Annotated in this window: 26 protein-coding genes, 1 tRNA gene and 1 pseudogene; 12 read left to right on the top strand and 16 right to left on the bottom strand. The window is 71.9% G+C overall.

Features of this window, described 5'->3' with window-relative positions; translation table 11 throughout:
- Positions 1 to 54: 54 nt before the first annotated feature.
- Entirely contained in the window at positions 55 to 888 is an 834-nt protein-coding gene (locus tag BLV02_RS20660) for an SDR family NAD(P)-dependent oxidoreductase (RefSeq protein ID WP_069109930.1), read from the bottom strand.
- A 78-nt stretch (positions 889 to 966) separates the two neighbouring features.
- On the opposite strand from BLV02_RS20660, the gene purF reads away from it, so the two are divergent.
- Complete coding sequence (gene purF, locus BLV02_RS20655) at positions 967 to 2547, top strand: amidophosphoribosyltransferase (RefSeq protein WP_069109929.1); 1581 nt, start codon at positions 967 to 969, stop codon at positions 2545 to 2547.
- Positions 2548 to 2632: 85 nt separating this feature from the next.
- Positions 2633 to 3607, top strand: coding sequence for an SH3 domain-containing protein (locus BLV02_RS35775; RefSeq protein ID WP_216094046.1), 975 nt, complete (start codon positions 2633 to 2635; stop codon positions 3605 to 3607).
- Positions 3608 to 3701: 94 nt separating this feature from the next.
- Here BLV02_RS35775 and BLV02_RS38325 read toward each other — a convergent pair.
- Positions 3702 to 3788: pseudogene (locus tag BLV02_RS38325) on the bottom strand (DUF6886 family protein); the annotation flags it as partial.
- A gap of 70 nt (positions 3789 to 3858) precedes the next feature.
- Complete coding sequence (locus tag BLV02_RS20640; protein WP_069109928.1) at positions 3859 to 4812, bottom strand: GNAT family N-acetyltransferase; 954 nt, start codon at positions 4810 to 4812, stop codon at positions 3859 to 3861.
- A 142-nt stretch (positions 4813 to 4954) separates the two neighbouring features.
- On the opposite strand from BLV02_RS20640, the gene purM reads away from it, so the two are divergent.
- Positions 4955 to 6025, top strand: coding sequence for a phosphoribosylformylglycinamidine cyclo-ligase (gene purM, locus BLV02_RS20635; protein ID WP_245737774.1), 1071 nt, complete (start codon positions 4955 to 4957; stop codon positions 6023 to 6025).
- Positions 6026 to 6105: 80 nt separating this feature from the next.
- Here purM and BLV02_RS20630 read toward each other — a convergent pair whose 3' ends face one another.
- Together BLV02_RS20630 and BLV02_RS20625 are read right to left on the bottom strand one after the other, a co-directional pair.
- Positions 6106 to 6279, bottom strand: coding sequence for a DUF3073 family protein (locus BLV02_RS20630; RefSeq protein ID WP_245737773.1), 174 nt, complete (start codon positions 6277 to 6279; stop codon positions 6106 to 6108).
- A 196-nt stretch (positions 6280 to 6475) separates the two neighbouring features.
- Positions 6476 to 7567, bottom strand: coding sequence for a Glu/Leu/Phe/Val dehydrogenase dimerization domain-containing protein (locus BLV02_RS20625; protein ID WP_069109926.1), 1092 nt, complete (start codon positions 7565 to 7567; stop codon positions 6476 to 6478).
- A 92-nt stretch (positions 7568 to 7659) separates the two neighbouring features.
- Between BLV02_RS20625 and BLV02_RS20620 the strand changes: the two genes are divergently transcribed.
- Both BLV02_RS20620 and BLV02_RS20615 read left to right on the top strand, forming a co-directional pair.
- Positions 7660 to 9297 carry a DHA2 family efflux MFS transporter permease subunit gene (locus tag BLV02_RS20620; RefSeq protein ID WP_216094045.1) on the top strand — a complete coding sequence of 546 codons (1638 nt, stop codon included), beginning with the start codon at positions 7660 to 7662 and terminating at the stop codon, positions 9295 to 9297.
- Positions 9298 to 9489: 192 nt separating this feature from the next.
- Positions 9490 to 9711, top strand: coding sequence for a BldC family transcriptional regulator (locus tag BLV02_RS20615; RefSeq protein ID WP_026874431.1), 222 nt, complete (start codon positions 9490 to 9492; stop codon positions 9709 to 9711).
- Between the two features lie 409 nt (positions 9712 to 10120).
- Here BLV02_RS20615 and BLV02_RS20610 read toward each other — a convergent pair whose 3' ends face one another.
- Positions 10121 to 11173 (bottom strand): aldo/keto reductase, encoded by a 1053-nt coding sequence (locus BLV02_RS20610; RefSeq protein ID WP_069109924.1) that lies wholly within the window; start codon positions 11171 to 11173, stop codon positions 10121 to 10123.
- A 243-nt stretch (positions 11174 to 11416) separates the two neighbouring features.
- On the bottom strand, positions 11417 to 11848 hold the full coding sequence (locus BLV02_RS20605) for a pyridoxamine 5'-phosphate oxidase family protein (RefSeq protein ID WP_069109923.1): 432 nt from the start codon (positions 11846 to 11848) through the stop codon (positions 11417 to 11419).
- Positions 11849 to 11983: 135 nt separating this feature from the next.
- Here BLV02_RS20605 and BLV02_RS20600 point away from each other — a divergent pair, with 135 nt between their 5' ends.
- Positions 11984 to 12241: a hypothetical protein gene (locus BLV02_RS20600; protein WP_069109922.1), complete on the top strand. Its 258-nt coding sequence runs from the start codon at positions 11984 to 11986 to the stop codon at positions 12239 to 12241.
- Between the two features lie 288 nt (positions 12242 to 12529).
- Here BLV02_RS20600 and BLV02_RS20595 read toward each other — a convergent pair.
- The 5 genes from BLV02_RS20595 to BLV02_RS20575 form a co-directional block, all read right to left on the bottom strand.
- Positions 12530 to 12602 (bottom strand) — tRNA-Phe (locus tag BLV02_RS20595).
- 62 nt (positions 12603 to 12664) lie between these two features.
- Entirely contained in the window at positions 12665 to 14674 is a 2010-nt protein-coding gene (locus BLV02_RS20590; RefSeq protein WP_069109921.1) for a bifunctional copper resistance protein CopD/cytochrome c oxidase assembly protein, read from the bottom strand.
- On the bottom strand, positions 14674 to 15315 hold the full coding sequence (locus tag BLV02_RS20585; protein ID WP_083288337.1) for a copper resistance CopC family protein: 642 nt from the start codon (positions 15313 to 15315) through the stop codon (positions 14674 to 14676). The genes BLV02_RS20590 and BLV02_RS20585 overlap by 1 nt, the downstream gene beginning before the upstream one ends.
- Positions 15308 to 16039, bottom strand: coding sequence for a YcnI family copper-binding membrane protein (locus tag BLV02_RS20580; protein ID WP_069109919.1), 732 nt, complete (start codon positions 16037 to 16039; stop codon positions 15308 to 15310). The genes BLV02_RS20585 and BLV02_RS20580 overlap by 8 nt, the downstream gene beginning before the upstream one ends.
- 80 nt (positions 16040 to 16119) lie before the next feature.
- Positions 16120 to 16623: a hypothetical protein gene (locus tag BLV02_RS20575; RefSeq protein ID WP_069109918.1), complete on the bottom strand. Its 504-nt coding sequence runs from the start codon at positions 16621 to 16623 to the stop codon at positions 16120 to 16122.
- 196 nt (positions 16624 to 16819) lie between these two features.
- Here BLV02_RS20575 and BLV02_RS20570 point away from each other — a divergent pair, with 196 nt between their 5' ends.
- Positions 16820 to 17590, top strand: a complete 771-nt coding sequence (locus BLV02_RS20570) for an ABC transporter ATP-binding protein (protein WP_069109917.1) — start codon at positions 16820 to 16822, stop codon at positions 17588 to 17590.
- Positions 17553 to 18953, top strand: coding sequence for an ABC transporter permease (locus BLV02_RS20565; protein ID WP_216094044.1), 1401 nt, complete (start codon positions 17553 to 17555; stop codon positions 18951 to 18953). The genes BLV02_RS20570 and BLV02_RS20565 overlap by 38 nt, the downstream gene beginning before the upstream one ends.
- 63 nt (positions 18954 to 19016) lie before the next feature.
- Here the strand turns inward: BLV02_RS20565 and BLV02_RS35770 are convergent, their stop codons facing one another.
- Both BLV02_RS35770 and BLV02_RS20560 read right to left on the bottom strand, forming a co-directional pair.
- Positions 19017 to 19427, bottom strand: a complete 411-nt coding sequence (locus BLV02_RS35770) for a hypothetical protein (RefSeq protein WP_141711423.1) — start codon at positions 19425 to 19427, stop codon at positions 19017 to 19019.
- Positions 19424 to 20032, bottom strand: a complete 609-nt coding sequence (locus BLV02_RS20560) for a nucleotidyltransferase domain-containing protein (protein WP_069109916.1) — start codon at positions 20030 to 20032, stop codon at positions 19424 to 19426. The genes BLV02_RS35770 and BLV02_RS20560 overlap by 4 nt, the downstream gene beginning before the upstream one ends.
- Before the next feature lie 117 nt (positions 20033 to 20149).
- On the opposite strand from BLV02_RS20560, the gene BLV02_RS20555 reads away from it, so the two are divergent.
- Entirely contained in the window at positions 20150 to 20893 is a 744-nt protein-coding gene (locus BLV02_RS20555) for a DUF72 domain-containing protein (protein WP_069109915.1), read from the top strand.
- Positions 20894 to 20909: 16 nt separating this feature from the next.
- Positions 20910 to 21665: an endonuclease/exonuclease/phosphatase family protein gene (locus tag BLV02_RS20550; protein WP_171906667.1), complete on the top strand. Its 756-nt coding sequence runs from the start codon at positions 20910 to 20912 to the stop codon at positions 21663 to 21665.
- Here the strand turns inward: BLV02_RS20550 and BLV02_RS20545 are convergent, their stop codons facing one another.
- Both BLV02_RS20545 and BLV02_RS20540 read right to left on the bottom strand, forming a co-directional pair.
- Complete coding sequence (locus BLV02_RS20545; protein WP_069109913.1) at positions 21666 to 22145, bottom strand: Fur family transcriptional regulator; 480 nt, start codon at positions 22143 to 22145, stop codon at positions 21666 to 21668.
- A gap of 295 nt (positions 22146 to 22440) precedes the next feature.
- Positions 22441 to 23151, bottom strand: coding sequence for a TetR/AcrR family transcriptional regulator (locus BLV02_RS20540; protein WP_069109912.1), 711 nt, complete (start codon positions 23149 to 23151; stop codon positions 22441 to 22443).
- Positions 23152 to 23278: 127 nt separating this feature from the next.
- Here BLV02_RS20540 and BLV02_RS20535 point away from each other — a divergent pair, with 127 nt between their 5' ends.
- On the top strand, positions 23279 to 23671 hold the full coding sequence (locus BLV02_RS20535) for a VOC family protein (protein WP_069109911.1): 393 nt from the start codon (positions 23279 to 23281) through the stop codon (positions 23669 to 23671).
- A gap of 73 nt (positions 23672 to 23744) precedes the next feature.
- Positions 23745 to 25211 carry an MFS transporter gene (locus BLV02_RS20530; RefSeq protein WP_083288335.1) on the top strand — a complete coding sequence of 489 codons (1467 nt, stop codon included), beginning with the start codon at positions 23745 to 23747 and terminating at the stop codon, positions 25209 to 25211.
- Positions 25212 to 25232: the final 21 nt, after the last annotated feature.

Below are 25232 nucleotides of genomic sequence, written 5' to 3'. Positions count from 1 at the left end.
GGTCGGCGCGGGCGGCCCAGCGGCCGTCCTGACGGCTCACCCGGCGCCCGGTGGTCAGCTGGGCTGGGCCAGCGCCTGGGCGACCAGCAGCTGGGACAGCTCGCGCAGCCGACGCCGGGCGTCGGGGTCGAGCGCCTGCGCGTGCGGCGCCGCGGCCATGGTCTGGTCGAAGTACACGCCGCTGATGTCGGCCAGGTTCGGGTCGGCGATCAGCCGCAGCGTCGCCTCGCCGCCGTCGTGCAGCGTGCTCAGCGGGGTCAGCTCGGCCTCGCGCACCATCGACGTCGCCATCAGGGTGGCCGGGTGCAGGGTGTTCGCCGTGACGCCGGTGCCGTTCAGCTCGTCGGCGAGGTCGAGGGTGAACATGATCTGCGCGAGCTTGCTCTGCCGGTACGCGCGGTAACCGTCGTAGCCGTGGTCGAGCATGGGGTCGGCGAAGTCGATGGGCGCCTGGCCGATGGAGGCGACGTTGACGATGCGCGCGGGCGCCGCCGCCACCAGCGCCGGCAGCAGCCGGCGGGTCAGGTGGTAGCCGGCCAGGTAGTTCACCGCGAACCGCAGCTCGACGCCGTCGGGGCTCAGCTCGCGCCCGCCCCCCGGCTCGCCGAACCCGACCGCGGCGTTGTTGACCAGCACGTCCAGGCCGGGGAAGCGGCCGAGCACCTCGTCGGCCAGCCGGTCGACCTGGCCGAGGTCGGCGAGGTCGGCCCGTACGACACCGACCGGCTCGCGCCCGCCCTCGGCCCGGATCTCGCGGGCGGTCTCGTCCAGACGCGCCGGATTCCGGCCGTGCAGGACGACGCCGACGCCCGACGCCGCCAGCCGGAGCGCGAGCCATCGGCCCAGGCCATCGGTGGCGCCGGTGATCAATACCGTCGTGGGGCTCATGTCCTTAGGCAACCACCTCGCGGCCCGGTGTTCTTCCCTCGGCTCGCAATCCGGGTCCCGCTCCGTACACTGGGTGCCGTGGCCCGGGGCGATGGACGACTCACGCACGACATCAACCCACAGGAGAAGGGGCCGCAGGACGCCTGCGGCATCTTCGGGGTGTGGGCACCCGACGAAGAGGTCGCCAAGCTCACCTACTTCGCGCTGTACGCGTTGCAGCACCGGGGTCAGGAGTCGGCCGGCATCGCCGTCGGCAACGGCGAGCAGATCCTCGTCTACAAGGACATGGGCCTGGTCAGCCAGGTCTTCGACGAGTCCACGCTGAACACCCTGGTCGGCCACGTCGCCGTCGGGCACACCCGCTACTCCACCACCGGCGGCAGCCACTGGCAGAACGCGCAGCCGACGCTCGGCGCCACGCCGGCCGGCACCGTCGCGCTCGCCCACAACGGCAACCTCACCAACACCGCCGAGCTGCTCGAGCTCGTGCACGAGCGGGTGGGCGCCGCCAGCGGCGAACTGCGCTACGGCAACACCACCGACACCGCGCTGATCACCGCGCTCATGGGCTCGTACGCCGACCGCACGCTCGAAGAGTGCGCCGGCGAGGTGCTGGCCCAGGCGCGCGGCGCGTTCTCGCTGGTGTTCTCCGACGAGAACACCCTCTACGCCGCACGCGACCCGCAGGGCGTCCGTCCGCTCGTCCTGGGCCGGCTGGAGCGCGGCTGGGTCGTGGCCAGCGAGACCGCCGCGCTCGACATCGTCGGCGCCTCGTTCATCCGCGAGGTCGAGCCCGGCGAGCTGGTGGCCATCGACGCCGACGGCCTGCGCTCGCACCGCTTCGCGGCGGCCGAGCCGAAGGGCTGCCTGTTCGAGTTCGTCTACCTCGCCCGGCCCGACACCCACATCTCCGGCCGCTCGGTGCACGAGACCCGCGTCGAGGTGGGCCGGCGGCTGGCCGTGGAGCACCCGGCCGACGCCGACCTCGTCATCCCGGTGCCCGAGTCCGGCACGCCGGCCGCGGTCGGCTACGCCGAGGCGTCCGGCATCCCGTACGGCATGGGGCTGGTCAAGAACGCCTACGTCGGCCGCACCTTCATCCAGCCGTCGCAGACGCTGCGCCAGCTGGGCATCCGGCTCAAGCTGAACCCGCTGCGCGAGATCGTGGCCGGCAAGCGGCTGGTCGTCGTCGACGACTCCATCGTGCGCGGCAACACCCAGCGGGCGCTGGTGCGCATGCTGCGCGAGGCCGGCGCCGCCGAGGTGCACGTGCGCATCTCCAGCCCGCCGGTCAGCTGGCCGTGCTTCTACGGCATCGACTTCGCGTCCCGGGCCGAGCTGATCGCCACCGGCCTGTCCACCGACGAGATCTGCCGGTCCATCGGCGCCGACTCGCTCGGCTACGTGTCGCTCGACGCGCTCATCGAGGCGTCGACGGTGCCGAAGAACGATCTCTGTCGCGCCTGCTTCGACGGCGTCTACCCGATCGAGCCGCCGGCCCGCGCCGGGAAGGACCTCCTGGAGCAGGACCCCATCCCTGGTTGCGAGACCCCCGACCGCGACGGCCTGGCGCGAGCCGCGTCACTCGGCGATCCCGCCGACGGCCTGAACTCCCTGCTCAGCGCCGGTGGTGCCGCCGATGCGTTGCGGCGCCCGTGAGGCGGGGTTGTGACAAAACGCCCGAAATGTGGTTGCCTGCTCCTCGGTCACGAAATGGTATCGAGCTGAGGATGGGAGAGAAGTAGTGTCGCAGCCGCGTCACGGTCGGTCTCGTCATCGACGGGCCAAGCTGCCGGCGCTCACCCGTCTGCCCGCGCTCACCCGGCGCCGGGTCGCCCTGCTGGCCGCGCCGGTGGTGCTGGCCGGTGCCGCCGTCGCCGGAGTCACGCTCTGGCCCGACGACGCCGCCGTCGGCGACAACGCCACAGCGTCGATGGACCTCCCGGAGCGCGAGGAGGACGCGAGCCGCGGCCAGGACCGTCCGGAGCTGCCGTCGGTGACGCCGAACGCGGCGCCGACGCCCACCGCCACGCCGACCCCGACTCCCACGCCTACTCCCACCCCGACGCCGACGCCGACCCCCACGCCCACCCCGACCCCGACTCCCACGCCGGAGCCGACGGTGGCCGGGCAGCTGTTCGTGACGGCCGGCCTGAACGTGCGCACCAGCCCCGACCTCGACGCCGAGGTCGTCACGGTGCTCGGGTCCGGCGCCGAGGTCGACATCACCGGCGCCACCGAGGGCACCTGGTCGCAGATCCTGCTCGACGGCGAGCCGTACTGGGTGGCCACCGAGTACCTGGCCGACGAGCCGCCCGCCGAGGAGCCGTCCGGGGGCATCTCCGCCGCCGAGTGCGAGTCCGGCTCCGGCGTCGAGGACGGCCTCACCCAGGACGCCATCCGCGTGCACCGGGCCGTCTGTGCCCTGTTCCCGCAGGTGTCCTCGTACGGTGGCCTGCGCTCCGGCGACGGCGGCGAGCACGGCAGCGGCCGCGCCCTGGACATCATGATCAGCAGCTCCGTCGGCGACGACATCGCGGCCTACGTCCGCGAGAACTACCGCGAGCTGGGCGTCAGCGAGGTCATCTGGCGGCAGCGCATCTGGACCGTCGAGCGCTCCTCGGAGGGCTGGCGCTCGATGGAGGACCGCGGCGACGCGACCGCGAACCACTACGACCACGTCCACGTCACCGTCTACGGCAACGAGGGCACCACCTGACGCCTGCCCGGCACGGCGGTCGCCCTCCGGGCTGCGTCAGGCCGCCGCGTTGCGCAGCCGGAACAGATCACCGACCTGCTCGGCCGGCCCAGCGGTTCGACCGGTTCGGCGTGACCCAGGCCAGGGCTCGCGGGCACTGCCGTGGAAACCAGTAGTCGGGGGCGCGAGGCGCGTCGACCGCCCGTTCTACCAGCCGCCGCCGCGACGGCGGGCGGGGCCGGCGTCGGCCGACCCCACCCGCGCCGCGGAACTCAGCCGGACACGAGGTCGATGCGGGCGCTCTCCTGGACGAATCCGACGGCCTCGAACGCGTTCGCCATGGGGACGTTCGCGTCGTCGGTCTCGCCGACGACCTTCTGCGCACCCTGCTCGGCCTGCCAGCGCGTCATCCAGGCCAGCAGTTCGCGGGCGTACCCGTGGCCACGCTGCTCCGGCACGACGCCGACGTAGCCGGTGAACACCTTCGTGCCGGGGTCGCCGGTGACGAGCCCGGCCAGCGCGCCGTCGGCGTCGTAGGCGACCCGCCAGCCGTCGACCGGGCCGGCGTAATGCATCATGTCGGCCAGTTCCTCGGCGGCCAGCTCGGCCGCGTCGCGGGTGCGCAGCGACCGCTGGGTGTGCGCGTCGAGGCTGCCCTCGAACGTGCGCCGGTACGCGTCGGCCAGCGCGGGGTCGTCCGGCCCGCTGACCGGCTCGAACCGCAGCCGGTCACCGGCGGACGGGACACCGGCGTCCGGCGTCCAGCGGAACCGGCGCCGCGTCACCAGGATCTCGAACCCGGCCGCCTTCGCCGCGGCCAGCAGGTCGGTCAGCGCGGGCGGCGGATCGTCGCGCCAGCCGGCCGGCGGGTGCAGGTTCAGCTCGACCTGCTCGAGCCCGCCCGCGCGCAGGTCCGCGACCGCCTGCCGGAGCAGTTCCGTCATGGTCTCGACGCGGTCCGGCTCGGCGCCGAGCTCGAACAGGTCGACGATCCAGGGGTGGTCGTTGGCCGGTGCGCCCCAGGCGGCCACCCGGCCGACGGTGCGGCCGTCGCGGTGGGCCGTCCAGACCCACTCGGGCCGCCGCTTGCGGGCCGCGAACGCGGTGGTGAGGTGGTCGTCGGTGACGACGAGATCGGCAATGTAGGTGCCCAGCTCGGACCGGGCGCCGCGCAGCAGCGCGAGCGCCTGGTCGGGCGTGCTGGGACGGGTGATGCTGAGGTGCATGTCTCTCCTCGGAGAGTCAGCCGCCCTCATGGTGGAGAGCGGCGCGGAAACCATGGCGGTACATCGCGACCTCCTCTCCTGTCGGGCCGGGCGACTCACGGCCCGGACGCTGGAGCAGAGCCTACCGGATACGCTTCTGTCCGTGTCGAGCAGTGAGAACGCACCCTCGGGTGCCACCTATGCCAGTGCCGGGGTCGACATCGAGGCCGGTGACCGCGCCGTCGAGCTGATGAAGGAGTGGGTCGCCAAGACCCGCCGCCCCGAGGTCGTCGGCGGGCTCGGCGGCTTCGCCGGCCTGTTCGACGCCAGCGCGCTCAAGACGTACCGGCGGCCGCTGCTGGCCACCAGCACCGACGGCGTCGGCACCAAGGTCGCGGTGGCGCAGCGCATGGACGTCCACGACACCATCGGCTTCGACCTCGTCGGCATGGTCGTCGACGACATCGTCGTGTGCGGCGCCGAGCCGTTGTTCATGACCGACTACATCGCCTGCGGCCGCGTGGTCCCGGAGCGCACCGCCGCCATCGTCAAGGGCATCGCCCAGGCGTGCGTCACGGCCGGCTGCGCGCTCAGCGGCGGCGAGACGGCCGAACACCCGGGCCTGCTGGGTCCGGACGAGTACGACGTCGCCGGGGCCGTCACGGGCGTCGTGGAGGCCGACGCGCTGCTCGGGGCCGAGCGGGTGCGCGCCGGTGACGTCGTCGTCGCCATGGCGTCGTCGGGGCTGCACTCCAACGGCTACTCGCTGGTGCGGCACGTCCTCCTCGAGCGGGCCGGCTGGGCGCTGGAGCGCGACGTGCCGGAGCTGGGCCGCACGCTGGGCGAGGAACTGCTCGAGCCGACCCGCATCTACGCGCAGGACTGCCTGGCGCTGGCGGCCGCCGTCGAGGTGCACGCGATGTCGCACGTCACCGGCGGCGGGCTGGCCGCCAACCTGGCCCGCGTGCTGCCCGGCACCGTGACGGCCCGGCTGGACCGCGCCACGTGGACGCCGCAGCCGGTGTTCGGGCTGGTGGGTGCCGTCGGTGAGGTGTCGGAGCCGGAGCTGGAGAAGACCCTCAACATGGGCGTCGGCATGGTCGCCGTCGTGGCGGCGGACGCGGCCGACGCGGCGGTGCGGCTGCTGACGGATCGAGGGGTGACGGCGTGGATCGCCGGAGAGGTCGTCGGCGGCGACGGATCGGCGACGCTGCACGGCGCCTATCGCGGCTGATCGAGCGGCTCAGGCGGTCTGCTGGCCTCGGCGAGCCGAGGACGGCAGACCGCCCGACGATCTTTCGCTAACGGCCCGGGTCAACCCGCATGACGACGGGGTTCGTCGTCATCGTCGTCGAGGTAGCGCGAGTACTCGTCGTACTCCTCGCCGTCGTTCTCCTCGTCGAGGTCCGTGTGACTATCGCCATCGCCGTCGGTGCCCAACTCACGCTGCAAAGCGCCGAAGTCGGTGTCCAGAGTCTGGTACTTCAACCGACGGGCGACCTTTGTCTGCTTGGCCTTGGCCCGGCCGCGCCCCATAGGGTCGACCCCCTCGCACAAACCGGGGCGACCAGCTCACTGGACGCCCTCGTTTCCGTTCGAATGACATCTGCTCGTAGGGATAACGGTACAGGGTCCGAGGCTGTTCCGCCTCATCCGGTACCAACTAGCGAGCCTCGGTGCGTCATCAGCCCAGGTAGACGTCGCGCAATCGACTGACGGCGGCGATTCGGCGCTCGGCCAGGCGGTCGGCGGCGACGGCCGGAGGCACGCCGTCGTCGGCGGCCAGCTGGAAGATCTCGCGGGTGGTGTCGAAGATCTTCGTGGCCTTCGTCCTGGCCCGGTCGAACGAGAATCCGTGCAGCTCATCGGCGACCTGGATGACGCCGCCGGAGTTCACGACGTAGTCGGGCGCGTAGAGGATGCCGGCGTCGTCGAGGCTCTTCTCGATGCCGGCGTGGGCGAGTTGGTTGTTCGCCCCGCCACAGACGGCGGCCACCTTGCCCTCGGTGAGCAACGTCATGGTGTCGTCGTCGAGCGCGCCGCCCAGCGCGCACGGCGCGTACACGTCGATGCCGGCGCCCAGCAGCGCGGTGGTGTCGTCGACGACGTCGACCTGCGGGTGCGCGGCGCGCAGCTGGTCGAGCGCGTGCTCGGACACGTCAGTGACGACGACCGAGGCGCCCTCGTCGAGGAGCAGGCCGGTCAGCTTGGAGCCGACCTTGCCGACGCCGGCGACGCCGACCCGACGTCCGGCCAGGCTGGTGCCGCCCCACAGCCGCTCGGCGGCCGCGCGCATGCCCTGGAACACGCCGAACGCGGTGAGCACGCTGGAGTCGCCGGCGCCGCCCTCGGCCGGCGAGCGGCCGGTGACCCACCGGCTCTCGCGGGCGACGATGTCCATGTCGGCGACGTAGGTGCCGACGTCGCAGGCGGTGATGTAGCGGCCGCCGAGGGACTGGACGAACCGGCCGTAGGCGCGCAGCTGCGTCTCGGACTTGTCCAGCTCGGGGTCGCCGATGATGACCGCCTTGCCGCCGCCGTGGTCGAGACCGGCGAGGGCGTTCTTGTAGGTCATGCCGCGGGAGAGGTGCAGGACGTCCTCGAGTGCGGCGTCCTCGGATTCATACGGGTAGAAGCGGGTACCGCCGAGGGCGGGTCCGAGGGCAGTGGAATGGAGCGCGATGATGGCTCGTAGGCCGCTTCCGGCATCGTGGCAGAAAACGACTTGCTCGTGTCCGGTGTGTCGGCCGAACACCAGCGGCGACGCCTTGGTCATGGTGGTGACCCTTTCACGTCAGAGCCCGCGGGGTGTGCGGGCTGGTGTCAAGCTCACTCTAGGACGACCGGCGGTACCGAGGAGGTAGCACGGTGAGGCGATGGCACGGGAACCCCTGGGCGATCCTGCTCACGTTGTGTCTCGGCTTCTTCATGACGCTGCTCGACGTGACGATCGTCAACATCGCCATCCCGAGCATGATGACCGAGCTCGGCGCGTCGCTCGACGAGATCCTGTGGGTGATCAACGCCTACGTGATCATGCTGGCGGTGCTGGTCATCACGGCGGGTCGCCTCGGCGACCTGCGCGGCCAGCGCACCATGTTCATCATCGGCGTCGCGGTGTTCACGCTGGCGTCGCTGGCCTGCGGGCTGTCGCAGGGCCCGGCCATGCTGATCGCCTGCCGCGTCGTGCAGGGCATCGGCGCCGCGATCCTGATGCCACAGACGTCCGCCCTGCTCATCACGACGTTCCCGCCGGAGAAACGCGGGACGGCGTTCGGCATCTGGGGCGCGGTGGCCGGTGTCGCCACCGTCGCCGGGCCGACGCTGGGCGGGCTGCTGGTGACGGTGTTCGACTGGCGCTGGATCTTCTTCGTCAACGTGCCGGTGGGCGTCGTCGTGCTGGCCATGGCGTGGTCGATCATCCCGGAGTCGGCCCGGCGCGAGCGGCACCGGCTCGACCTTCCCGGCGTCGTGCTGGCCAGCGCGGCGCTCGTCCTGCTGACCTTCGGGCTGGTCGAGGGCGAGCGGTTCGGGTGGGGGCAGGTGTGGGAGTTCGTGTCGATCCCGGCGCTGCTGGTGGCCGGCTCCGTCCTGCTGGCCGTGTTCCTCGTGCTGCAGGCGCTGCGTCAGGACCGCGAGCCGCTGATCCCGTTCGGCCTGTTCCACGACCGCAACTACTCGGTGATGAACGGCGTGGCGGGGCTGGTCGCCATCGGGATGGTGGGGACTTTCCTGCCGATCACCATCTACCTGCAGACGGTGCTCGGGCACACCGCGCTGGAGGCGGGGCTGACGCTCGCGCCGATGTCCGTCGTCTCGATGTTCGTGGCGCCGTTCGCCGGCCGCTTCACCGACCGCGTCGGCGGCAAGTTCATCCTGATCGCGGGCCTCTTGCTCTATGGCGCCGGCGTGCTGTCCTTCGCCGTGGTGGCCACCGACACCGCGCAGTGGTGGCACTTCCTGCCGTCGCTGCTGGTCGCGGGGTTGGGGCTGGGGTGCATCTTCGCCCCCATGAACACCGTGGCGATGCGCGACGTGCCCGGACGGGTGGCCGGCGCGGCGTCCGGGGTGCTGAACACGAACCGTCAACTGGGCCAGGTGGTGGGTAGTGCGGTCGTCGGGGCGGTGCTGCAAGGGCTGCTCGCGAGCCGTCTGCATTCCGAGGCCGTTGCGGCCGCAACGGCTTTGCCGCCGGACGCGCAACGACCGTTCATCGACGGTTTCGCGGGGGCCGCTGAGGGAGGTCTGCAGGTCAGCGGCGCGGAAGGTGGAATTGACATGGCACTTCCACCGGGAGTTTCTCAAGAAGTCGCGGGAAAGATCGCCGAAATGGCCCACGATGTGTTCATACAGGGCTATGTTGATGCAATGAAGCCGACGCTGATCGTTCCGGTCGCCGCCGTGGCATGTGGGGCACTGCTGTGTCTCGCAGTCAAGGGTGGACGAACGCGACGAGAAGCCGAGGTGGGTGGTGCCGGCACGCGGACGATCTCCGATGCCGGGTAGGCCGGTCCCGCACGAGTTGGGCCGGTTCGCGGCTTACGTGAACCTTACGTAGGCTAGAGACACCCTGGGTGGACATCATCCGAATGGCTGGCTTGGGTCGAGCCGTACGGGCGGTGTCGTTCGAGGGGGTCGACAAGGTGGAATATCCGGTGTGGCGGGAAACCTCCCGCTATGGGATCTAAGGAGGTGACGATGGCGACCAGGACACAAGACGCCGAGCCCCTCCTCACTCCTGCCGAGGTGGCGGCCATGTTCCGGGTGGATCCGAAGACGGTGACCCGGTGGGCCAAGGCCGGCAAGCTCACGTCGATCCGGACGCTCGGTGGCCACCGGCGGTACCGCGAGTCCGAGGTGCGTGCGCTGCTCAACGGGCAAGGGTCCGCAGTGGAGCGCGTCGAGGTCGGCGAGCTCTAAGGGGTGAGAATCGTCCCACCATACGCTCGACCATGCCGAGCGGGGGCGGTAACGGGGAAGTCAAGGCTGGGCCCGTAGGCGGCGGGCCAGGCCTGCGGCGGGGGCTGCGCGGGAACGCGTAACTAGAAGTCGTGTGACCTGTGGTGCAGGATCACACGAGATCGGTCGGCGTCGCGAGTGCGACGGAGTCAGCCCCGGGTGGGGTATGGCTGCGCTGTCGCATCGCACCAGCCGCCAGGCGTCGACACGGGCGGTGGGCAACCGGCCGCCCGTGTCCGCTACTTTCAACGGTCGCTTTCTTTTCTCGCACATCATCTTTCTTATCGGCCATTCGGCCAGAATGTGCGACCTCTTAGTCCACCGGAATGTGACGCGGACGGCGCGCTGATGCCGTCGACCTGACACAGCTTTATCCGGCGGCGCTGCGCTCACTCAATGGACGGCGCCGAAGCGCCGGATCGGAGAGCGAGACCGGCGTCCACGCGCCGTCGGGGCGATAGGCGTTGCTTCCGGGCGGCACGATCGCGTCGATGCGGTCCAGCGTCGCGTCGTCCAGGGCGACCTCGGCGCCGTCGAGCAACGACTCCAGCTGCTCCATCGTGCGCGGCCCGATGATCGTCGACGTGACCGCCGGGTGCGCCAGCGTGAACGCGACGGCCAGCCGCGGCAGCGTGCACCCCGCGTCGTCGGCCACCTCGATCAGCCGCTCGACCAGCTCGAGCTTGGCCGCGTTCACCGGCAGCGCCGGGTCGAACCGCCCGGGCGCCAGCCTCGCCCGTCCCGTCGTCAGGTCGATCGGGCGGCCCTTGCGGTGGTGGCCGGACAGGAAGCCGGAGGCGAGCGGGCTCCACGTGAGGACGCCCAGGCCGTAGCGCCGGCAGGTCGGCAGCACCGACGTCTCGATGCCGCGGGCCAGCAGCGAGTACGGCGGCTGCTCGGTGCGGAAGCGCAGCAGTCCGCGCCGTTCGGACACGTGCTGCGCCTCGACGATCTCCTCGGCCGGGAACGTGGAGTGGCCGAACGCGCGGACCTTGCCCTGGCGCACGAGGTCGCTCAGCGCCGACACCGTCTCCTCGACGTCGGTCGTGGGGTCGGGCCGGTGCACCTGGTAGAGGTCGATCCAGTCGGTCTGCAGCCGGCGCAGGCTGTCCTCGACGGCGGTGATGATCCAGCGGCGCGAGTTGCCGCTGTGGTTCGGCCCCTCAGTCAGCGGGAAGTGCACCTTCGTCGCCAGCACCACGTCGTCGCGGCGGCCCTGCAGCGCCTTCCCGACGATCTCCTCCGACTCGCCGGCCGAGTACATGTCCGCCGTGTCGACGAAGTTGATCCCACGGTCGAGCGCGGCGTGGATGATGCGGGCACTGTCGTCGTGGTCGGGGTTGCCGGCCGCGCCGAACATCATGGCGCCCAGGCAGTAGGGGCTGACGTGGATGCCGGTGCCGCCGAGCGGTCGATAGCGCATCCCGCGACGCTACGGTTTCGAGCGCGCTCGAAGTCAAGCGCTGGTGCCCCCGCCCGCGTCGACCTGGGCGGCGTTCTTCCGCCGAGCCGGTTTCGGTGCCGCTGGACCGCGGGTATGGTCACGCGCGACGTGCGCTCAGCGACCCTGAGCCGGCCCCGCGCCCGTCGGTCCCTCCCGGCCGGCGGGCGCGGGGTCATCCCTCGTCCGGCGCCATGATCAGGTCCGCTCGCGGCGCCGGCGCGTTCAGGCCGTTCGGTAACTGAGGTCCGACGCGATGAGCCGGGCTGGTTCCAGGCGTAGCCAGACCGTGCCGTTCGTCGTGGGATCGTCGTGCAGGTAATGCCGGAACCGCGCGTCCCAGGCCGATTCGTCAGGGCCGAGATAACGAGTCAGTTTGCGTCGTCCACGCGGCACATCGAAGGGGAGGACCTCCGCCACGCCGCGTGCGATGACCTGACGGACGACGCCAGTGACCACGTCGCACTCGTCGACGACCACGGCCAGGGCCGGATCGGAGCGCACGTGGTCGAGCAGCCTCGCCCATGGGCCGGACAGGATCCAGAACGCTCCGTCCTCCCACAGGTACCACGCGGGCCGCACCGTCGGCCCGTTGGTCGCCACTCTGGCGGCCAAGGGCCTCGCGAGGAAAGAGTCGATGTCGAATGCGGCAGTCACGCGACCATCCTCTGACCTCAACCGCGGTTGAGGTCAAATCTCGACTGGTGGACGAGCCCGCGCCGCGACCCGCACCGATCGGCCGGCCGTCGGTGGCGCTCCAGCCGCGCGACTTGACGGTGCGAACATTTGCCCATGGAAGCAGTTCGCGGATCCGACCGCCACATCACCTTGCGCATGTCCGAGGCCGAAGCCGTGGTCCTGCATGAGGTCATCGCCTTCTCGGACTTTGCACACGACCTTGAGGTGATCGAACTCGACCGACCGGTCGAGCAGAAGGTGCTCTCAGAGGTTCAACGGGCCCTGAATCCACTCATCCCCGGCCTCGGTCAGGACACGTACGTGGCCGAGTTGGACCGGGCCTATTCTGCGATCGACCCCACGCCGTACTAACGGGTCCGTTGGTCGACCGGCCCACGAGAGCTACGACGGTCGGGCCGTCACCCTCGTGCCGCGATTGTCCGGCCTCCACTCCACGAGTCAAGGGCACTCCGCTTCGCTTCGCGATCTTCGACCCTTGACACGCTCCACTCCGGCCTGGGAGCGGCGGTTATGAGGAGACCGGGGCCGAGTAGGCCCACGGGGAGCGCGGCGGCACTCGTGCGACCTGGGACGGCGATTCCCGGTCGGATCCGGTCTCTCACGGTCAACCAGCGGGAGGCATCGTCGCTGGTCAGTGGGTGGACAGGGGCGGGTTCGATCCGCCGACCTTCCGCTTTTCAGGCGGACGCTCTTCCAACTGAGCTACCTGTCCTTGCGTTGGCGGGACGAGTTTAGCCGACGCCGACGCGCGGGCGAAATCGTGCCCGCCGGGGGTCAGGTCTGTTCGCGTTTCGACCGCTCGTCGAGCTGGGCGAGGTAGGCGTTGTAGGCCTCGCGCTCGGCCTCGTCCTCGCCTTCGCGGCGGTCGAAGCGGCGCGCCTCGCGTTCGTCGGAGCGGTACCACTGGACGAACAGGGCGCCGATGACGATCAGGCCGGGCAGCTCGCCGAAGCCCCACGTGATCTGCCCGGCGAGGATCTGGTCGTCCAGCGGCGCGGGCAGCCAGGGGATCTCCGTCGCGATCTCGCGGTAGTAGTCGCCGGCGATGAGGCGGGACGACTCCATGAGGGCGAGGCCGAAGACGGCGTGGAAGGACATGGCCAGCAGCTGCAGGACGACGCGGGCGGGGAAGGGCGGGCGCTTGGGCAGCGGGTCGATGCCGATGAGCATCTCGTAGAACAGGTACCCGACGACGAGGAAGTGGGCGCTCATCAGCATGTGGCCGGTGTGCGAGCGCATGGCCGTCTCGAACAGGCCGGTGAAGTAGACGGTGAAGGAGCCCGACACGAACAGCGCGAGCGCGACCAGCGGGTGCGTCAGCACCTGGGCGACCGGGCTGTTGACGGCGGCGGTGATGGCCTCGCGCGGGCCGAACTGGCCGCGCCGGGCCGGCTTGAGCGCACGCAGGGCCAGCGTGACGGGACCGCCGAGGACCAGCAGGATGGGGCTCACCATCATGAGGATCATGTGCTGCACCATGTGCACCGACAGCATGACCATGCCGTAGGTCTGCAGCCCGCTCAGCCCGACGACGGCGACGGTGGCGAGGCCGGTCAGCCAGGCGAGGGTCCGCCCGACGGGCCAGGTGTCGCCGCGGCGGCGCAGGCGCCACACGCCGCCGAGGTAGAGCAGGAGGGCGGCGAGGATGCCGAGCGCGAACATCGCGTCCGGGTAGTACTCGGTCAGCAGCCGGCCCGGGCTGATCTCGGGCGGGATCGGGAACCCGATGAGCGTGCGGACGACGGTGCGCACCTCGGGGATCTCGGGGCCGGGCGGCTCGGTGCGGCTGAGCGCGACGGCGAGACCGAGCGCCACGGCCATGATGATGACCTCGCCGACGGCGAGCCGGCGGAACGCGCCCGGACGGCCGGACTCCAGCTGCGGCAGGGTGCGGCTGCGGTGCCGCCAGCCGAGCCAGCCCAGCGCGAGCAGCGCGAGCACCTTCCCGAGCAGGATCAGCCCGTACGCGGACGTGAACACCTCGGCCAGCGACTCCAGCCGCACCCACGCGTTCAGCACGCCACTGGCCGCGACCATGACGAAGCAGCCCAGCGCGACGGCGGAGAAGGCGCGCGCCACGCGTGGCAGTTCCTTCCCCTTCCGTCCCGCGTACCACGACAGCGCGACCAGCCCGCCGACCCACAGCGCCATGCCGATGAGGTGGACGAGCAGCGACACCCGCGCGGAGTGGTGGTAGTCGCCGGACGACGAGTGCCCGATCAGGCTGAGCGGGACCAGCGTCGCGATGCCGAGGCAGAGCAACGCGATCGCACCACCGTGGCCCAACGTCAGGCGAGCGGCCGGGATGATCGCCAGCGCCAGCACGACCATCGCCGCGTAGGCCCGGCCCTGCTCGACCGTCGACGTGTACGAGATGAACGAGTCGCCGGCCAGCGCGTCCGGGAGCGGCCGCCCGACCAGGTCGGACAGCGTCAGCAGGTGGACGACGGCGGCAGCGACGGCCAGCACGAGCGCCGACAGCGACGCCGCCCGCAGCGCGTGCAGCGCCTCGCTGCCGAGCTGGCCCTTGCGGGTCGGCAGCACCACGGCCAGGCCGAGCAGCCCGACGGTGACCGCGCCGGCGCCGTCGAGGATGGCCCGGGCGATCGGCAGCCCCCACTTGGTGACCTCGCCGGGGTCGCCCAGGCCGGGGATGCCGGCAGTGGCGTCGCCGCCGCCGATCAGCAGCGCGATGATCAGCGTGACCAGGGCGATCCCGGCCGCCGCCACCCCCCACTGGCGGGTGGGCGGGACGACGTCGGCGGCCGGAGTCGTGGTGTTCATCAGCTGTCAGTGTCCTCCGGTGCCGTGCGCCGCCGGCCACCGGCCGCCACGAACGCGAGGACGGCGACGACCAGCGCGCCACCGGCGATGAGCAGAACGGTCGCCGTCGAGCCCAGTCCGTCGTCGTCGGAGGACGACGAGCCGGCGGCCGGCGTGGTCTCGTCGGACGGCTGCTCCGACGGCTCCTCCTGCGTCGACGGCGGCGCTGACGGCGTCGACGGTGGCGCCGACGCCTCGTCGGACGGCGGTGCGGCCGGGCCCACACCGGCGACGGTGAAGCCGACGGTGCCCTCGATCGGGTGGCCGTCGGACGACACGACCCGGTAGGCGATCGTGTACGCGCCGTCCGGCAGCTCCTGGACGGCCTGGGTGACGGTGTCGCCGACGGTCTGCGGCGCGCCGTCCTGGAACGTCGCGCCCGCGTCGTCGGTGACCGCGACCTGGACGAACTCGCCCGGGATGGCGTTGCTGAACACCAGCTCGACGGCGGTGAGCGGCGCGTCGACGGTGCCGCCGTCCTCCGGCGTGCTGGCGACCAGCTGGTCGTGCGCGACGGCGGCGGGCGCGGCGTGGAGGGAGAGCCCGGCGACCGGGGCGGCGGCCAGCGCCGCCACCCCGATCAGGCGGCGGAGGCTACGCACGACGCCGCCTCAGGGCCGCCGCGCCGATGCCCAGCCCGGCCGCACCGACGACGAGGCCGCCGATGCCGACCCCGCGGGCGAGGTCGTCGGAGCTGTCGCCGGAAGCGGCAGACGCCGGCTCATCGCCGCCCTCGTCGGACACGTTCTCGGCCGCCGGCGCGCCGCCGTGGCCGTCGTCGCCGGTCGCCTCGACGATCTCCAGCGACGGCGCCGGCCGCTCCGGCTCCTCCTGCCCCTCGACGGTCTCCTCGGCCCACGCGACGACCTCGCCGTCGTCGTAGGTCTGGGTGGCGGGGAGGAAGTAGGTGCCGGCCTCGGGGAGCGGGCCGACGGAGATGGCGAACTCGTCGAACTCGCCCGGGCCGATGCGCACGCCGGGGTCGGCGGTCCAGGTGACGGCCGTGACCGCCTCCTCGAGCGTGCGGTCGCCGACCTGCACAGGCTCCGGGAACTGGGTGGTGGTGAGCTCGGCGGTCCAGCCGGCGTGCGGCTGCACGCGCACCGACGGGATCGGGGTGTCGGCGGGGAGGTCCAGCCGGACCTGCACCGTGCCGGCGGTGTCCGACTCGTTCGGCACCCGGACGGTGACCTTGGCGTAGGAGCCGGCGGTGTCGACGTCCGGCCGGATGGTGACGTGCGCCGCGGCGCCGGCCGCGACCACCACCCCCAGCGCGACGGCCCCACCGGCGGCGAGTGCCGCTCGGGCGAGGGTACGTGTGATCATGAAATGCGTCCTTTGTCTCGGTCGTGGAGATGCACGGAAGCCCCGCGACGCCCAAGCGGCGCCGCGTCCCCCGTGGTCGATCAGCCCAGAGCCGGCAGTGCCGGCGGGCCCCTCCACGGTGTCGACCGGACCAGCCTGACGCCGAGCGGCGCGGCCGCGACGACCTCGCCACCGGTCGGGCGCACCCGCGCGACGGCGATGACGGGTGACGCGAGCAGCTCGCGCACCCGCGTGAGCAGCACCGTCGCGGACAGCGAGGCCAGCGACCACGCGACGTTCTCGGCGCCGGCCAGCAGCATCGTCAGCGCGACGGCGGACAGGACGTGCGCCAGCGCCATGCCGGCCGACGGGACGACGGACGCCGTGCCGTCGTGGTGGCCGTCGAGCGTCAGCAGGACGTGCAGCACCGGCTGGGTGAGCACCAGCATGGCCGCGATCTCGGCCACCGAGCGGCGGCGGTCGGCCAGCGCCACGCACGCGACGCACAGCAGCACCGCGACGGCGACGAAGCCGGGCTGCGTGGTGACGTCGCCGCCGGCGGCCGCGTGGGCCAGCGTCGGCAGCAGCAGGCAGGCCGCGGACATGACCAGTCCGCGCGCGAAGCGCGCTCGACCGCGTCCGAGACCTGGCACGCCGTCACTGTACCCAGCAGGTCAAGAGCGGTGGAGGAGTGGTGGTGGCGGGGGCTAGCCCTACCCCAACTGGGGAGTCCGCTCCATCGCGCCAGGCCACGCCGATTTCTAGGTTGCTGGGTAGACGTTGACGAGAACGGAGAAGAGCATGGACATCACGAGGGCCGCCGAGGCTCTGCGACTGGTGCAGGTCAGCAAGACCTACGGCACCGGCGACAACCCGGTCCGGGCGCTGGACGACGTGTCCGTCAGCCTGGCCGCCGGCACGTTCACCGCGATCATGGGCCCGTCCGGGTCGGGTAAGAGCACGTTCCTGCAGTGCGCCGCGGGGCTCGACCAGCCCACCGAGGGCCGGGTGTTCATCGACGGCGCCGAGCTGACCGGTGGCAGCGAGACCCAGCTGACGAAGTTCCGCCGGCAGCGCATCGGCTTCATCTTCCAGCAGTTCAACCTGCTCCCGACGCTCACCGTCCTGCAGAACGTGACGCTGCCGCTGCGGCTGGCCGGCAAGCGGGCCGACCGCAAGCGCGCGGTCGCGATCCTGGAGCGGGTCGGGCTGGGCGAGCGCATCAACCACCGTCCGGCCGAGCTGTCCGGTGGCCAGCAGCAGCGCGTCGCCATCGCCCGGGCGCTGGTCACGAACCCCAGCGCGATCTTCGCCGACGAGCCCACCGGCGCCCTCGACAGCCGCAGCGCCCGCACGGTGCTGACGCTGCTGGCCGAGGCGGTGCGCGAGTTCGGGCAGACGGTCGTCATGGTGACGCACGACCCGGTCGCCGCGTCGTACGCCGACTCGGTGATCTTCCTGGCCGACGGCCGCATCGCCGGCTCGCTGGACCGTCCGACCGCGGAGGCCGTCGCCGAGCGCATGACGCACCTCGGTGACGCCGCCGACCTGCGCCCGGCAGTGGGTGAGTGACGTGTTCGGCCTGGCCGTCCGCACGTTGCGGCACCGCACCGGCGGGTTCGTCGCGAGCTTCCTGTCGATGTTCCTCGGTGCGACGGTGATCATGTCGTTCGCCGCGATGCTCGACACCGCGGGTGGTGCCGGCGTCGACGCCGTCAGCGAGGAGACGCTGGTCACCATGGCGTCGGTCGTGGGTGGCTGGGGCCTGGTGATCGTGCTCGGGGCGGTGATCTCGACGATGACGCTGTCGGTGCGGCAGCGGGCGAGCGAGATGGCGCTGCTCAAGAGCGTCGGCGCGACCCCGTTCCAGGTCGGCCGGATGATCGTCGGCGAGGCCGCCGTGGTCGGCGTGGTCGCGTCGCTGCTGGCGGTCCCGCTGGCCGCGGGCGGCGGCTGGTTCCTGCTCGAGATGTTGCAGGAGACCGACCAGGTCGCCGACGGCGTCGGCTACGCGTTCGGCCCGGCGGCACTGTCGATCGGCATCGGCGTGACGATGCTCGCCGCGGTCGGCGGTGCGGCCGCGACCGCCCGCCGCACGGTGCGGATGCGGGCCAAGGAGGCCATGACGGCCGCCGCCCTCGAGAGCGGGCGGTTGAGCCGCAAGCGCGTCATCGCGGCGATCGTCTTCATCGCGGTCGGCATCAACTGCGGCATCCTGACGGCCACAGTCTTCGACGGCAAGGGCATCGACGCCATGCAGACCGCCGGGCAGGCGTCGATCTGGTTCTCGATCGGGCTGGCGCTGCTCGGGCCGGTCCTCGTGCGCCCGGTGACGGCGCTGCTGGCTGGTCCGCTGCGGCTGATCGGCGGTTCCAGCGGCTACCTCGCCGTCGAGAACGTCCGCCGCCGGACGCAGCAGATGGCCGGCGCGCTGATGCCGATCATCCTGTTCACGGGCATCGCCACCGGCACGCTGTACATGCAGAGCATCGAGAACGGCGCCCCGCCGGTGGCCGGCTCGTCGATCCCGCCGGACGAGGCGCAGGCGATCGAGACGCTGAACTTCGTCGTGATCGGGATGCTGTCGGTGTTCGCGGCGATCATGGTGATCAACACGCTGGTCGCCTCCACCACGTACCGGCGGCGCGAGTTCGGCCAGCAGCGGCTGGTCGGGTCCACCCCGCCCCAGGTGCTGGGCATGGTCGGCATGGAGGGCGTCGTGCTGGCCGCCGCGGGCGTGCTGTTCGGGTCCATCGGTTCGATCGTGACGGTGTTCCCGTACAGCCTGGCCCGCACCGGCGAACTGTTGCCAGACACGACGCTGGCCATCTACCTCGGCATCGTGTCGACGGCGGCGGTGCTCACGCTGGCGTCCTGCCTCGGCGCGGCCCGTAAGGCGATCGGCGTGCCCGCGGTGCAGGCCGTCGCGGTGTGACGCCGCCAGCCCCACGACGGGGCGTCGGCGCGGGCTGACCGGCCCGCGTCGGCGCCCCGCCTCTCAACGAAGCTGGTCGAGGACGGCCTGGGCCTCGCCGACGAGCTTGTTCGCGCTGCGCAAGACGCTGGTCACACGTGTCGCCGTGACTCCCTCGCCGGAATAGTGCGCCTGATCCTTGACGGCAAGGACCTTTGTGAGGTGTCGAGCCAGGTCAGTCCCGTTGGGATCGACACGTTCCAGCAGAGTGGCGGCGGCCCGGTGGTCCTCGCCTGCGTGGTATCGACCAAGTCGTAGACAGCAGATGGCGTCTGCGGCTGCGATCGCCGCCAGGACGGCGTTTCCCGCGGCGGCGTTGTTGGCAGGCCGCCGTTGCTCGGATGCGGCGAGCTCGGCCAGTTGGAGATACTCCTGGGCAACGGCCGTGCGGGCCGAAGCGAGTGCCCTGCCGCCGGTACGTTCCCTTCGAGTCACGGTGTTCTCCGCAGGAGTGAGTTCAGAGAGCGGCCGCGCAGCAGAATGGCGTCGCGGCACCATTCGTCGACGATCGGCTCCTCCTCGGCCGCCATCCGCTGCAACCCCCCGACCTCGACCTCGAACCAACTGACCCAGTTCCCGGTCCACCGTCGGATGGCGGCCCCAGAGTCCGCCAGCTGGTGATCCCATGCCTCCTGGTCGCCTGATGGTCGAACCACAAGGAGATCGATGTCGGAGTACGTGTTGCCGTCACCGCGGGCCGCCGATCCGAACAACGAGACATGTTCTGCCGGCAGCGGCCAGCCATTGACCTCGTTGCCGAGACGGTGCAGGACCTCTGTTCGGAGGTGGGCGAGGGCGATCGTCGGCTGGACGGCGAGATGGTCGAGGTTCAGTCGTACGAGATGTGCTCCTGGGTGAGCGTCGACCTCGACGAGGCCATGTTCTGCCAATCGCTGGACGACTTGGCGTGCCCGGGTGGGCGAGACCCCGGCGACACCTGCCAGTTCACGGACCCCGAAGGAGCGGGCGCCGGACAGCGCACGGATCACGGCCGCAGTCCCGTGGGACATCACCGCCGTGGCGGGATCGCTCCAGTCCATGGTCGTCTCCGAGCTGTCGCAGATCGAGTACGATCGCGCTCTTTATAAGAGCAGCTGTGCCTATTATAAACGCAGTGTGGCACGTTCGAACCGTCCGCGAATGGGCACTGGACCGACATGGTCGTCCACGTGGGGACGTCGGGCTGGCAGTACGACTCCTGGCGCGGCGTCCTCTATCCGCCCGGGCTGGCGCAACGGCGCTGGCTCGAGCGGTACGCCGAGGTGTTCGCGACGGTCGAGAACAACGGCACGTTCTACCGGCTGCCGCGACGTGAGACGTTCGAGTCGTGGCGCGAGCGGCTGCCGGCCGGTTTCGTCATGGCGGTGAAGGCGAGCCGGTACCTGACGCACATCCGGCGGCTGCGCGACCCGGACGAGCCGGTGCGCCGGCTCCTCGACGTCGCCGCGGGGCTGGGCGACCGGCTCGGGCCGGTCCTGCTGCAGCTGCCGCCGAACCTGCCGGCCGAGCCGGACCGGCTGGACGACTGCCTGACGCGGTTTCCGCGCGGCGTGCGGGTGGCGGTGGAGCCGCGGCACGAGTCGTGGTGGTCAGGCGAGGTGCGGGCGGTGCTGGAGCGACACGGCGCGGCGCTGTGCTGGGCCGACCGCCGGGGCCGCCCGGTCACGCCGCTGTGGCGCACGGCGGACTGGGGCTACCTGCGGCTGCACGAGGGCGCGGCGCGGCCGTGGCCCTCGTACGGCGGGCAGGCGTTGCGCGGCTGGGCGGACCGGCTGGCCGGGACCTGGGCCGGCGACGAGGACGTCTACGTCTACTTCAACAACGACCCCGGCGGCGCCGCCGTGCGCAACGCCGTCCGGTTCGGCGGCCTGCTGCGACGGACCGATGCCGTCGGCACCTGACCGATACGCTGCCGCCGTGGAGCCCGGTCTGCAGCTTCGAGTCGCGACGTTCAACATCCGCAACGGCCGTGCCCTCGACGGGTGGAACGCGTGGTGGTTCCGACGCGGCGCCACGGCCGCGGTCATCGGCGGGCTGGGTGCGGACGTGCTGGGGCTGCAGGAGGTCTACGAGTTCCAGCGCGCGTACCTCGCCCGGCGGCTGCCCGGCCTGCAGTGGTTCACGCAGGGCCGCAGCGGCGGCCGGTCCGGCGAGCAGAGCCCCATCGCCGTCAGCGGCGGGTTCATCCGGGTCCTCGAGCACCGCACCCGCTGGTACGGCGACACCCCCGACGTCCCCGCGACGGCGCTGCCGGACGCGTCGTTCCCGCGCATCGCGACCCTGATCCGCTGCCGCGACCAGCGCACCGCCCGCGAGTTCACCGTCGTCAACACCCACCTCGACGAACGCCACACCGCCAACCGGGTCGCGTCGACCCGGCAGCTGGCCGGCTGGCTGGACCCGGACCTCCCCGCCGTCGTCATGGGCGACTTCAACGCCGGGCCCCGCGACGAAGCCCTGCGGCCGCTGCTGGACGCCGGACTCCGGCCCGCGCCCCTGACCGGCGGGACGATGCACCACTTCACCGGCGCGTCGGACGGGCGGCGCATCGACCACATCCTGGCCAGCCCGCACTGGACGTACGAGGACGCCGAGGTCGTGCGCGAGCAGCCGGGCGGCCGGGTGCCGTCGGACCACTGGCCGGCCCGGGCGACGCTGCGGCTGGACGCCTGACTACTGGCAGCTCCGGCAGGTGCCGGACAGCGCGATGTGCGGCGGGTCGAGCTGGAAGTCGCTCTCGACGGCCAGCCGCAGCGTGATGGGGTCGAGCAGGTCGCTCGGGAGGTCGATGATGCGGCCGCAGACCCGGCAGCTCGCGTGCAGGTGGTCGTCGTGCCCCGTGGCGTCGGCGGCCAGGTGGTACGTGGTGGCGCCCCCGCCGACGTGCACCTGCGTGACGACGCCGAGCGTGGCCAGCGTCTCGAGCGTGCGGTAGACCGTGGCACGGTGCACCGTCGGGTGCAGCTCGCGGACGTGCTCGGACAGCTGCTCGGCGCTCGGATGGCCGTCGACGGTCGCCAGCGCCTCGAGGACCGCGTGCCGGGCGCCGGTGATGCGGTGGCCGCGGGCGCGCAGCCGGTCCAGCGCACGCTCCACCGCGGCGACGTCGTCGTCGTGCGAGTGGTCGTGACGGGCGCTGACATCGGCGTTCACGCGTCTAGTGTCATGGCTGAGCACGGGAATCGCCACTCTCGGGGCGGTCGGCGGTGGAGGCTGCGCGGGGTCCGCCGGGGCGGAGGGGCCGGTGGAGGCTGCGCCGGCTCCGCTTCGCGGCGGGGCGGAGGTGCCGGAGGATGCTGCGCCGGCTCCGCTACGCGGCGGTGAAGCATGCCGCGGGCGCTCTTGACGCCGGCTCCGCATCCTCCGGCACCTCCGCGGGCATGCCGCGCTCGCGAAGCCCGCTCCGCCTCCACCGCCCCCTCCGCGCGGGTCGCGCCCTGCGGGCGGGTCAGCTCTTGCGGTCGGCGATGAGGCGCTCGACGCCGTCGAGGATGAGGCGCAGGCCGAAGTCGCGGCCGTTGTCGGGCGGCGCGGCTTCGCCGTCGAGCATGGCGCGCAGGGTCGGGTAGCGGTCGGCGTGCTCGCGCAGCAGCGCCGCCTGGTGCCGGTTGACCCACGGCTGGGTGCCGGCGGTCGACACGGACATGGTGGCGCGGACGTGGCCGCCGAGCATGCGGGCGAGGCTCATGCGCTCCGGGACGGTCAGCCCGGTCTCGGCGAGCACCGCCGCCGACAGCTCCGTCCAGCCGGTCTCGTTGGGGCCCATGACGCGGTCGCCCATGGTGACCCAAGGCAGCCAGGGGTGCGCCTCCCACGTCTGCCCGAGCAGCCGCACCCACGCCTCGATGCGCGGCCGCCAGTTGGAGCCGGGCAGGTCGGCGAGCGTGGGCGGCGCGCCGACGGCGAGGTCGATCATGGCCGCGACCAGCTCGTCCTTGCCGGTGACGTAGCGGTAGAGCGACATCTTGGTGAAGTCGAGGTCGGCGGCGACGCGTTGCATGGAGACCGCCGCGAGCCCTTCCGCGTCGGCGAGGTCGACCGCCGCCTGGGCGATGCGCTCGAGGCTGAGCACCGGTTTGGGTCCTCGAGTGGGTCCCTCTCGCAGCCCCCAGAGCAGCTGGATCGTGCCGTCGGCGGCCGTGTCCTCGTCCGTCACCATGTGCCCTCGCTTCCGTTGGCGAGAACTCTATCAAAATAGAGTCTTGCGGAAACAGTATCGGTAGGACACAGTTGTCCTCAGCCGGAAACAGTTGACCGGCGGACACAGATCAGAAAGCGAGTGCCCCATGTCCCGGAAGATCTTCGTCAACGTCTGCTCCCAGGACCTTCGCCGCAGCATCGACTTCTACGCGGCGCTCGGGTTCACGCTGGTGGAGGAGTTCACCAACGAGCAGGCCGCCTGCCTCGTCCTCACCGACTCGATCTACGTCATGGCCGTCACCGAGGGCTTCTTCGGCGAGACGGTCACCAACGGCATCTCGACCACCGGCACGCAGGTCGTCCTCGCGCTCGAGCTTGACAGCCGCGAGGAGGTCGACGAGGTGGCCGACCGGGCGCTGGCCGCCGGCGGCGAGAAGGCCAAGGACCCGATGGACGAGGGCTTCATGTACGGCCGCAGCGTCCTCGACCCCGACGGTCACCACTGGGAGCTGATGTGGATGAGCACCGACGCCACCTGAGCGCGCCCGGCGGCGATGAATTCGAGCGACTTTGTCAGTCGGTATCGGCACAATCATTCGCGGAGGACCCACCATGACTGACGCACCACCCGTCGCCGCCGGCCGGCAGTTGCCGCGCGCGCTCACGCCGTTCCGCACCCCGGCCTACCGCCGCCTGGCGGTGGCCCTGGTGCTGTCGACGTTCGCCACCGGCGTCTGGATCGTGGCGCAGGTGTGGGAGGTCATCCGCCTCGGCGGCGGGCCGGCCCAGCTCTCGGTCGTCTCCACGGCGGCGGCCGTCGGCGTGCTGCTGCCGGCGCTGCTGGCCGGCGTCGTCGCCGACCGCGTGCCGCAGAAGACCATCCTGTTGTGCGTCGCCGGCATCGAACTGGGTGGCATGTCGCTGGTGGCGGTGCTCTCGCTCACCGACGTCACGCGGCTGTGGCACCTCGCCGCGGTCGCGTTCGTCACCGGCGTCGGCATGGCGTTCTACTACCCGGCCTACTCCGCGTGGCTGCCGGCGCTGGTGCCCGAGTCCGACCTCATGGCGGTCAACGGGTTCGAGGGCATGGTCCGCCCGACCATCGGCCAGGCGGCCGGGCCGGCCGTCGCCGGCGCCGTCGTCGGCATGGCCAACCCCGGGTCGGCCGTGCTGGTGGCGGCCGGCGCGGCGGCGCTGGGCCTGCTGGCGCTGACGACGGTCCCGAAGACGGCGGTCCGCCGCGAGCTGCCGGCCGAGGCCGTCGCGCACCCCGTCCGCACCGCGGTCGCCGACATGCGCGAGGGCCTGGCGTACATGTGGCGCACGCCGTGGCTGCTGGCCACGCTGCTGTTCGCCAGCCTGATGATCCTCGTGCTCATGGGCCCGCTCGAGGTGCTGACGCCGTTCATCATCAAAGACCGCCTCGGCGGCGGCCCCGGCGACCACGCGTGGGTGCTGGGCGCGTTCGGCATCGGCGGCGCGGTCGGCTCGCTGATCATGGCGTCCATGCGCATGCCCCGGCGCTACCTCACCTGGATGAACCTGCTCTGGGGCGTCGGCTGCCTGCCGATGATCGTCATCGGCTTCGCCGGGTCCGTCTGGGTGGTCATCGGGTCGGCGTTCCTGCTCGGGGCCATGTTCTCGGCTCCCATGGTCATCTGGGGCACGTTGCTGCAGCGGCGGGTGCCGCCGGCGCTGCTCGGCCGGGTGGCGAGCCTCGACTTCTTCGTGTCCATCTCGCTCATGCCGGTGTCCATGGCGCTGGCCGGCCCCATCTCGCAGCTCATCGGGCTGCGGGCCACGTTCGTCATCGCGGGCGTGGTGCCGGCGCTGGTGGCCGTCGTGGCGATCATCTGGGCGAAGCTCCCGGCCGACGAGCTGGCCCACCCGCTGCGCGACGAGCCCGAGTCCGAGCGCGGTCCGGCTCGCGGTCCGGGCGACGGGCCCGACGACGAGCTGGGCGGCGACCACGACGGTGGGCCTGGCGGCCACGACGGTGGTCCCGGCGGCGACCTCAGTGCCGTCATCCCCGCGCCCACGCCCGGCGCCGAGCGCGAGCCGGTGCCCGACCCGGCCTGACGGTCCGGGCGGCGGCCGAGG

The sequence above is a fragment of the Jiangella alba genome (genome assembly GCF_900106035.1).
Lineage (GTDB): Bacteria > Actinomycetota > Actinomycetes > Jiangellales > Jiangellaceae > Jiangella > Jiangella alba.
This window is presented reverse-complemented; position numbering and strand designations above follow the sequence as displayed.